This is a genomic window from Nonomuraea rhizosphaerae (assembly GCF_019396405.1).
Classification (GTDB): domain Bacteria; phylum Actinomycetota; class Actinomycetes; order Streptosporangiales; family Streptosporangiaceae; genus Nonomuraea; species Nonomuraea rhizosphaerae.
The window spans coordinates 1-9,407 of record NZ_JAHKRL010000506.1; the positions used below are offsets into that span (position 1 = coordinate 1).

Consider the following 9,407-nt stretch of genomic DNA (forward strand, 5'->3'; position numbering starts at 1 on the left):
CGACAAGGAGGGATGCCTCGCATCCCTCCTTGTCGCCCTCCCCCTATAAACTCCAGCCACGGACAAGGGGGAATCGTGGATCGCCGCATACCTGGCATGGCGCTGGCCGTGACCGCGCTGGTCGCCGTCGTGGGCGCGGCGGGTCCGTCGCCGCAGAAGACGCCCACCCCGTCCGTGACAGCGTCGCCACAGGGCTCGGCGGTGACGCCGCGGGCGACGCCCGCTCCGGCGGCGTCGCCGAGGAAGAGCTCCACCCCCACGCCCACCCCCGCGCAGGGCGACGGCACGCTGCAGATCCTCACCTACCGCGGTTACGCCGAGTACGGCGGCATCAGCCCCCGGGTCAACTGGGTGGGCGACTTCGAGCGCGAGACCGGCTGCCGCATCGCCCGGCTCGACACCGTGCAGACCGCCGCCGAGATGGAGGAGGCGCTCAGGAAGCGCCCCTACGACGTGCTGTCGGCGGGCCCGGTGCTGGCCGCCACCCTGATCCAGGACAAGCAGGTGCAGGCCGTCGACCCGGCCAAGGTCGCCGGCTACGACGAGCTGAGCAAGCGCTTCCGCGACATGACCACGGTCTCGGGCACCGTCTACGGCGTGCCGTACCTGTGGGGGTTCCACGAGTTCCTGTACGACTCGAAGCGGGTCAAGGGCGGCGACCTGAGGAAGGTCTTCGACTCCGACCACGTCTCGCTCAAGGACGGCCCGCTGACCATCGCCGACGCCGCCCTCACCGACGACACCGTCAAGGACCCCTTCGAGCTGACCCAGAGCCAGCTCGACCGGGCGGTGGAGCTGCTGGGCCGGCACAAGGACCGCACCTACTGGGTCAACCCGCTCGACCTGGTCAAGGGCTTCGCCACCGGCTCGCTCGACTACGCCCAGGCCACCCCCTACTTCCGCCTGCTGCTCCAGCGGGCCGGCAAGCCGGTCGAGGCCGTCGAGGCGAAGAAGACGACCGGCTGGCTCGACTCCTGGATGCTGGGCGCCAACGTGCCCGACACCGGGTGCGCCTACCGCTGGCTGAGCTGGATGGCGGAGCCGGGGGTGCAGGCCGAGGCGGCGGCCTGGGTGGGGCTCGCGCCCGCCAACCCCAAGTCGTGCAGGTACAAGGACGGCAAGGTCCAGGTGGCCAAGGAGATGTGCGAGGCGTACGGTGCGGACAAGCCCGGCAAACTCTCACGAGTCGCCTTCGCCGTCCGGCCGCCAGGGGGTTGCAGGCCCCCAGAGGGGGAATGCACTGATTACCTCACTTGGGGCAAACAGTGGGATTCGTTGAAGAACTGAGCCGGGGGATGTCCACCCATACCTGATTGTGCCGCGGGCGCGCCCCGTCCCCCCGCTGGGCCGCGCCTGCAGAGACGCCCCGGGCCTTCCCCCCCGCCCCGGGGCGTCTCGCCGTTTCCGGGCAGTTCGGAGGCACGCCCTCAAATTCGACTGAATGACCAGTCAGTGAGTAGGGTCGGGCCATGAGAATCCTTCTGGTCGGCGCCGGCGGTGTCGGCTCCGCCGTCGTCCCCATCGCCGCGCGCCGAGATTTCTACGAACACATCGTGGTCGCCGACTCCCAACAGAGCCGGGCGGCGCAGGCCGTCGCGGGGGTGGACGACCGGCGCTTCAGCGCGATCACGCTGGACGCCTCCGACCAGGGGCAGGTGGAGTCCGCGCTCCGGGAGCACCGGTGCGACGTGCTGTTCAACGCCGTCGATCCCCGGTTCACCATGCCGCTGTTCGAGGCGGCGCTGGCGACCGGGGCGCACTACCTCGACATGGCGATGTCGCTGTCGCGGCCGCATCCCAGCGCGCCGTACGAGCAGCCCGGGGTGAAGCTCGGCGACGAGCAGTTCGCGCGCGACGGCGAGTGGCGGGCGCGCGACCGGCTCGCGCTGGTCGGGATGGGGGTGGAGCCGGGGCTCGCCGACGTGTTCGCCCGTTACGCCGCCGACCACCTGTTCAGCAGCATCGACGAGGTCGGCGTCAGGGACGGCTCGAACCTGGTCGTGGACGGCTACGACTTCGCGCCGACGTTCTCGATCTGGACCACGATCGAGGAGTGCCTGAACCCGCCCGTCATCTGGGAGGACGGGCGGTGGCGCACGACCGAGCCGTTCAGCGAGCCCGAGGTGTTCGACTTCCCCGACGGCATCGGCCCGGTCGAGTGCGTGAACGTCGAGCACGAGGAGGTGCTGCTGGTCCCGCGCTGGATCGAGGCCAGGCGGGTGACGTTCAAGTACGGGCTCGGCGAGGAGTTCATCGGCGTGCTCAAGACGCTGCACAAGCTGGGCCTGGACAGCACCGACAAGATCAGGGTGGGCGGGGCGGAGGTGGCGCCGCGCGACCTGGTGGCCGCCAGCCTGCCCGACCCGGCCACGCTCGGCGAGCGGATGCGCGGCAAGACGTGCGCGGGCACGTGGGTGAAGGGCCTCGGCAAGGACGGCGCGCCCAGGGCGGTCTACCTCTACCACGTGGTGGACAACGACTGGTCGATGCGCGAGTACGGCTGCCAGGCCGTCGTCTGGCAGACCGCCGTCCACCCCGTCGTCGCGCTGGAGCTGCTGGCGGGCGGCGTGTGGAAGGGCGCGGGGGTGCTCGGCCCGGAGGCGTTCGACGCGGTGCCGTTCCTCGACCTGCTGACCGAGTACGGCTCGCCGTGGCGGCTCCGGGAGGAGGCGGCCTGACCGGCTCCGGGAGGGGCGGCCTAGCGGGACGGGAAGGCCACGACGGTGGCCAGCGGTGCGGGGACCAGCGCCTCGGCGCAGTCGGCGCAGGCCATCACGGGCGCGTCGTCGGGAAAGCGCCCGACCCGCACCCGCGGTCGTGGCCATCTCTTCTGGCAGACGACGCACGCGTCGCCGTCGAGCTGCGCGCAGCTCAGGCCATCAGGGTCGAACGTCAACACGCGCTCTGCCGTTCCTGCCGGACCCCAGTTCATCACGCTCCCAGCTGCGGTGGGCCAGTCGTCCATCGGATCCGTTATAACCCCGGTCCCGCTTCTGATCGTCTAGTGGAGCGTCAAGCTCGGGTGAACTTTCTACCCGCTCCACGTCCCGTACACCTACAAAAACGGGCATCCAGCCGCAAGCTGGATGCCCGTTTTCTTATGCTTTTTTCACACCGCGGCGAACGCCTTCTCCAGGATGCCGAGGCCCTCCTCAAGCAAGTGCTCGGGCATGACCAGCGGGGGAAGGAAGCGCAGCACGTTGCCGTACGTGCCCGCGGTCAGCACCAGCAGGCCCTCGGCGTGGCAGCGCCGGACCACCTCGGCCAGGGCGGCCGGGTTCGGCTCCTTGGTGCCGGGCCGGACCAGCTCGACCGCGATCATCGCGCCCCGGCCGCGCACGTCGCCGATCACCTCGAAGCGCTCGCGCATCGCGTGCAGGCGGGGCAGCATGATCTCGCCGATGCGGCGGGCCTTGGCGACCAGGTCCTCCTCCTCGATGGTCTCCATCACGGCCAGCGCGGCCTCACAGGCGAGCGGGTTGCCGCCGTACGTGCCGCCGAGCCCGCCGATGTGCACCTTGTCCATGATCTCCGCGCGCCCCGTGACGGCGGCCAGCGGCAGGCCGCCCGCGATGCCCTTGGCGGTGGCGATCAGGTCGGGCACGACGCCCTCGTCCTCGCAGGCGAACAGGTGGCCCGTGCGCGCGAAGCCGGTCTGCACCTCGTCGGCGACGAACACGATGCCGTTCTCCCGGCAGAACTCCGCGATCCGCGGCAGGAAGCCCTTCGCCGGCTCGATGAAGCCGCCTTCGCCGGCGATCGGCTCGATGATCACCGCGGCCACGTTCTGGGCGCCGACCTGCTTGCCGATCATGTCGATGGCCTGCGCGGCGGCCTCCTCCGCGCAGTTCTCCGGGCCGGTGGGCCAGCGGAACGGGTAGGCCAGCGGCACCCGGTACACCTCAGGGGCGTAGGGGCCGAAACCCTGCTTGTACGGCAGGTTCTTGGCCGTCATCGTCATCGTGAGCAGCGTGCGGCCGTGGTAGCCGTGGTCGAACACGATGACCGCCTGGCGGCCCGTCGCGCTACGGGCGATCTTGACCGCGTTCTCGACGGCCTCGGCGCCGGTGTTCAGCAGGACCGTGCGCTTCTCGTGGTCGCCGGGGGTCAGCTCGTTGAGCTTCTCGGCCACCCGCACGTACGACTCGTACGGCGTGACCATGAAACAGGTGTGGGTGAAGTCGGCCACCTGCTTGCGCACGCTCTCGACCACCTTGGGCGCGGAGTTGCCCACGCTGGTCACGGCGATGCCGGAGCCGAAGTCGATCAGCGAGTTGCCGTCGGCGTCCTCGACGACACCGCCGCCGGCGCGCGTGATGAAGATCGGCAGCGCGTGGGCGATGCCCGGGGGCACGGCGGCCTGCTTGCGGGCCAGCAGCTCCTGGGACTTCGGGCCTGGGATCGCGGTGACGACACGACGCTCCTGCGGAATGCTCATGCGTTCGACGTTACGCCGCGCCTTGACCAGGACCGATAGGTCGATATGGCACACTGGGGACACCCGTCTTCGCCGAAATGGACAACTGGTATGGCGCCTTCGCTTCGGACCGTGGTGCGGCGGACGGGGCTGGTGCCCCTGACCGGCTCGCTGGAGCCGGTGGTGCGGTGGGTGGCGGTCAGCGAGCTGGAGGACCCGACGCCGTACCTGGAGGGCGACGAGCTCCTGCTGACCACCGGGATGCGGCTGGACGGCGACTTTTCCGGATATGTCGGGCGGCTGGTGGAGCGTGGCGTCGCGGGGCTCGCCCTCGGGGTGGGGCTCACGCACGAGGAGGTGCCGCCCGCGCTGCTCTCGGCCGCCACGCGGGCCGGCCTGCCGCTGCTGGAGGTGCCGCGCGAGACGCCGTTCATCGCGGTCGGCAAGGCGGTCAGCGATCTGCTGGCGGCCGAGCAGTACGAGCAGATCAGCCGCGCCTTCGCCGCCCAGGGCCGCCTGACGCGGGCCGCGCTGCGGCCCGAGGGCACGCACGCGGTCATCGACCGGCTGGCCAAGGAGGTGCGCGGCTGGGCCGCGCTGCTGGACGAGCACGGCGAGGTACGGCACGCCACCCGCGCCGCCAAGGCCGAGGCGGTGGCCCGCGAGCTGGCCCCGGGCGGCCCGCTGGCGGCGGGCGGGCGGTTGCCCGCCAGTCTGGCGCTGTCCGGGCCGGACGAGCACGTCGTCGTGCAGCCGCTGGGCGGCGGGGCGCGCCCGCGCGGGTTCTTCGCCGTCGGGGCGGCCCAGGCGTTCTCACCGGTCACCCAGACCGTCGTCAACGCCGCCGGGTCACTGCTCACGCTCTCCCTCGAACAGGGCGGCGCCCAGCGCGAGTCCGAGCGCCGGGTGCGCTCGGCCGTGCTGCGGATGCTGCTGGCGGGGGCGGACGAGCGGGCACGCGGTGAGCAGGGCCGTCCCGGGCCCGCCGGAGCACTGGAGCAGGCGCGGGCGGTGCTGGAGCCGCTCGGCGCCCGCCTGCCGGACCCGCCCGTGGTGGCGCTGGTGATGGCGGAGGACACGCTGGAGACCGTGGAGCCCCACGCCTTCACCGCCCGCCTGCCCGGCGGCGGCGCCGTCGTGGCGCTCGTGGCGGACGAGCGGGCCGACCAGGTGGCCGCGATCCCCGCCGGGACCGTCGGGATCAGCGCGCCCCGGGCGTACGAGGAGCTGGGCAGCGCCCTCGACCAGGCGCGGCGCGCGTACGAGAGCGGCCGGGAGGGCCCCGTCAGGTTCGCCGACCTGGCCGGGCAGGGGCTGCTCGGCCTGCTCGACCCCGCCGCCGCCCAGGCGTTCGCCGCCGCGCTGCTGGACCCCCTCACCCGGTACGGCTCGCGGGCCGACCTGGTCGAGTCGCTACGCGCCTACCTGGGCAGCAACGGCCACTGGGACGCGGCGGCCCAGCGGCTCGGCGTCCACCGCCACACGCTCCGCTACCGCATGAAGCGGGTCACCGAGCTGCTGGGCCGTGATCTGGACGATCCGGGCACGCGCGCCGAACTGTGGCTCGCGCTGGCCGCGACCGATCACGCACCGGTCACTTCGGCTTGTCCACCAGGTAGCAGCAGATCGTCGCCATCGTGACCGCCTCGTACGTGCGGCCGTCACGCAGGTGACCGGCGCGTTCGAGGCTGATCGCCCCCTGGGCGGCGGCCCAGAGCGCGTCGGCGATCTTGCGTGGCTGGGTCGGGATGAGGTACCCGGCGGAGATGCAGTCGGCGATCACCCTGTCGAGGATGTTGAGCGCCGCGCGAGCGAGCGTCCTGGCCCGCTCGCTGGGTTCGAAACCGGGGATCGCCCGCTCGAACATCAAGCTGTAGTAGCCGGGCTCGGCCAGGCACGCCTGTCGGTAGGCGGGGCCGAGCGCGTAGAGGTACTCGAGCGCGTCCCGCCGTTGCGGGACCGTCTCCAGGTAGCGCCGGAAACGCTCGAACCCCTCCAGGTAGAGGGCCTCCGCGAGCCCTTCCCTGTTGCCGAACATGGTGTAGATCACGGTCGTCGTGCACCCGGCCTCGGTGGCTATCCGCCGCATCGTCAGGCTCTCGGGACCGTCGCTGACCAGCAGCGTCACGGCGACGTCGAGGAGCTTGGAGCGGAGTTCGTCGTGGGTGGCACGTTCACCGAGCAAGTAGGCGCCCTGAAGCCCGAGAGGCGCCGAGGAGGTCATGGGCCCACGCCTTTCCGCTCGGGGGCCCGCCGCGCTGAGGGACCCGCACACGTTGACTTAGCCAGAGGGAAGAGCCTTCAAACCGCCCCGCACGGTAAACATCCAGAATTAGGCCTACTTCTGTTACATAGCGGGTATACAGAGGGGCTTGTACTTATCGGTGAGCTCTCCCGGGAGTCTTGTGCACCATGGTGTAAGTTCCCGGGCCCTAGCTTGGCATAACGTCGGGGCTATGGACGTGCGTACCTTCTGGCTCGCGGGCCGCCCCGCCGACGGCGACACCGAGCTCACCGTGACCAACCCCCACGACGGCCGCGAGGCCGGCCGGTACTCCGTGCCCACGGACGAGCAGGTCGAACAGGCCGTCGCCGCAGCTCACGCGGTCGCCAAGGAGGCCGCGGCGCTGCCCGTGCACGTACGCGCCGAGGCGCTCGCGCACGTCTCCCGGCGCCTGGCCGAGCGGGCCGACGAGATCGCCCGGCTGATCACCGCCGAGAACGGCAAGCCGATCTTCTGGGCGCGCGGCGAGGTCGGCCGCGCGGTCGCCACGTTCCGCTTCGCCGCCGAGGAGACCCGCCGCTGGTCCGGTGACGTCCAGCGGCTCGACACCGAGCCCGCCGCCGCCGGCCGGCTGGCGTACGTGTCCCGCGTGCCCCACGGCCCCGTGCTGGCGATCACGCCGTTCAACTTCCCGCTGAACCTCGTGGCGCACAAGGTCGCGCCCGCCATCGCGGTCGGCGCGCCGGTCATCGTCAAGCCCGCCCCCGCCACGCCGCTGTCGTCGCTGCTGCTCGGCGAGATCCTGGCCGAGACCGACCTGCCCGCCGGGATGTTCTCGGTGCTGCCGGTCCAGAACGAGCGCGCCTCCGGGCTGGTCCAGGACCCGAGGCTGCCCGTGGTGTCGTTCACCGGCTCGGCCCCCGTCGGCTACGCCATCGCCGACCAGGTCCCGCGCAAGCACGTCACGCTGGAGCTGGGCGGCAACGCGGCGGCCGTCGTGCTGGCCGACGCCGACCTCGACTGGGCCGCCTCGCGCATCGCCCTGTTCTCCAACTACCAGGCCGGCCAGAGCTGCATCGCCGTGCAGCGGGTGATCGTCGAGCGGTCCGTCCATGACGCCTTCGTGGAGCGGCTGGTCCCGGCCGTCGAAGGGCTCGTCACCGGCGACCCGGCCGACGAGAAGACGCAGGTGGGGCCGCTGGTCTCGGTCGAGGCCGCCGAGCGGGTGGAGCAGTGGGTGCGGGAGGCGGTGGACGCCGGCGCCCGCGTGCTGACCGGCGGCTCCCGCGAGGGCGCCACGATCGCGCCGGTGGTGCTGGCCGACGTGCCCGCCGACGCCAAGGTCACCCGCGAGGAGGTCTTCGGCCCCGTCCTGATCGTGCAGCCCGCCGAGTCGATCGACGACGCGTACGCGATGGTCAACGACTCCAAATACGGCCTCCAGGCCGGCGTGTTCACCCGGTCGCTGGACGCGGCCTTCCGGGCCAACCGGGAGCTGGAGGTGGGCGGGCTGATCATCGGCGACGTGCCGTCGTACCGGGCCGACCAGATGCCGTACGGCGGCGTCAAGGACTCCGGCATCGGGCGTGAGGGCCTGCACTCGGCGATGACGGACTACACCTACGAGAAGGTGATGGTCCTGACCGGGCTGTCGCTGTAGCGGGCCGGTCAGGCGCGCTCGGCGGTGTTGAAGAGCGTCCTGGCCGACTCGCCGAAGTAGGGCCCGTACATGGTGCGCTGGTCGTCGCTGTACTTGAAGCTGCTCAGCGACGTGATCCGGCCCGTGCCGGTGGCCGGGTCGAAGCCGGACAGCCAGGGGCCGCCGCTGGAGCCCGCCGTCATGTCGCAGCTCAGGCCCTGGTCACGGGTCTGCTTGTACGGGTCTTCGCGCAGCCGGCCGGCGCAGTAGACCAGGTGCTCCCCGTCGTACGGGGGGTCGGCGGGGAAGCCGAAGCCGAACGCCTGGCCGCCGCGCGTCGCGTTGAACGCGATCTGCTGGGCCCCCACCACGTCGGTGACGTGCTTGCCGGCCCAGGTCGTCAGCGCCACCATGCCCACGTCGAAGTTGTCGTTGGCCGAGCGCGCCCACGGCCCGGCGACGAACATGCGGCGGGCGGCGTACTGGCCGTACGGGTGGCCGCCGCCCACCCGGTAGCCGGGCACGAACTGCCAGTTGGCCGCCCACTCGCCGGCGCCGTCCTTGACGCAGTGGCCGGCGGTGACCACCAGGTCCCGGTTGGCGCTCTTGACGGTGCTGGCCGAGCAGACGAAGTCGACGCCGGAGACCGTCAGGAACACGCGGCCGGTCGTACGGGTGACCGCGCCGCCGGTCAGCCAGCGGGAGCCGGAGGTGGTGATCTGCGGCCTGGCCGACTGGTGGCGGGGGACGGCGTCCTGGCGGTCGGGAGCCGCGGCGTCACGGCGGGGGGTGACGGTGTCACGGCCGGGGGCCGCGGCGTCATGGCCAGGGGCCGCGGCGTCATGGCCAGGGAGCTTGGCGTCACGGCCGGGGGCGACGGTGTCGCGGCCGGGGAGCTTGGCGTCGCGGTCGGGGACGACGGTGCGGCGGCGCGGGACGATGCCCTTGGCGCCGCCGGGGAGAAGGCTCTCGGTCCGGCCCAGCGTCGTGCGGCCGGTGATCCCGCTCAGCAGGCCGCCGTCCTTGGCGACGATGTCGAGCATGTCGATCGGCAGGGCGTCGGCCATCCGCCGCGGCGTCCAGTAGTCGAGCACGCGCCGCTGGTCAGCGGGGCTGCGGGCGGCGAC

8 protein-coding genes are annotated in these 9,407 nt (G+C 72.0%); 4 read left to right on the forward strand and 4 right to left on the reverse strand.

What is annotated here, in order from left to right:
• Positions 1-75 precede the first annotated feature (75 nt).
• Positions 76-1,287, forward strand: a complete 1,212-nt coding sequence (locus tag KME77_RS26420; RefSeq protein WP_219471649.1) for an extracellular solute-binding protein — start codon at positions 76-78, stop codon at positions 1,285-1,287.
• 182 nt (positions 1,288-1,469) lie between these two features.
• Positions 1,470-2,678 (forward strand): saccharopine dehydrogenase family protein, encoded by a 1,209-nt coding sequence (locus KME77_RS26425; protein ID WP_219471650.1) that lies wholly within the window; start codon positions 1,470-1,472, stop codon positions 2,676-2,678.
• Positions 2,679-2,698: 20 nt separating this feature from the next.
• On the opposite strand, the gene KME77_RS26430 is transcribed toward KME77_RS26425, so the two are convergent.
• On the reverse strand, positions 2,699-2,899 hold the full coding sequence (locus KME77_RS26430; RefSeq protein ID WP_308250911.1) for a hypothetical protein: 201 nt from the start codon (positions 2,897-2,899) through the stop codon (positions 2,699-2,701).
• A gap of 210 nt (positions 2,900-3,109) precedes the next feature.
• The gene (gene gabT, locus KME77_RS26435; RefSeq protein WP_219471652.1) at positions 3,110-4,438 is read right to left on the reverse strand and encodes a 4-aminobutyrate--2-oxoglutarate transaminase; all 1,329 of its coding nucleotides are present in this window, start codon (positions 4,436-4,438) and stop codon (positions 3,110-3,112) included.
• 90 nt (positions 4,439-4,528) lie between these two features.
• Here gabT and KME77_RS26440 point away from each other — a divergent pair, with 90 nt between their 5' ends.
• A complete protein-coding gene (locus KME77_RS26440) occupies positions 4,529-6,058 on the forward strand; it encodes a PucR family transcriptional regulator (RefSeq protein ID WP_219471653.1) in 1,530 nt (509 codons plus the stop codon).
• Here KME77_RS26440 and KME77_RS26445 read toward each other — a convergent pair.
• Positions 6,012-6,602 (reverse strand): TetR/AcrR family transcriptional regulator, encoded by a 591-nt coding sequence (locus KME77_RS26445; RefSeq protein WP_246610780.1) that lies wholly within the window; start codon positions 6,600-6,602, stop codon positions 6,012-6,014. The genes KME77_RS26440 and KME77_RS26445 overlap by 47 nt on opposite strands.
• A 271-nt stretch (positions 6,603-6,873) precedes the next feature.
• Here KME77_RS26445 and KME77_RS26450 point away from each other — a divergent pair, with 271 nt between their 5' ends.
• Entirely contained in the window at positions 6,874-8,301 is a 1,428-nt protein-coding gene (locus tag KME77_RS26450) for an aldehyde dehydrogenase family protein (protein WP_219471655.1), read from the forward strand.
• A gap of 8 nt (positions 8,302-8,309) precedes the next feature.
• Here the strand turns inward: KME77_RS26450 and KME77_RS26455 are convergent.
• The coding region (locus KME77_RS26455; RefSeq protein WP_372451230.1) for a trypsin-like serine peptidase at positions 8,310-9,407 on the reverse strand (1,098 nt) is incomplete at its 5' end.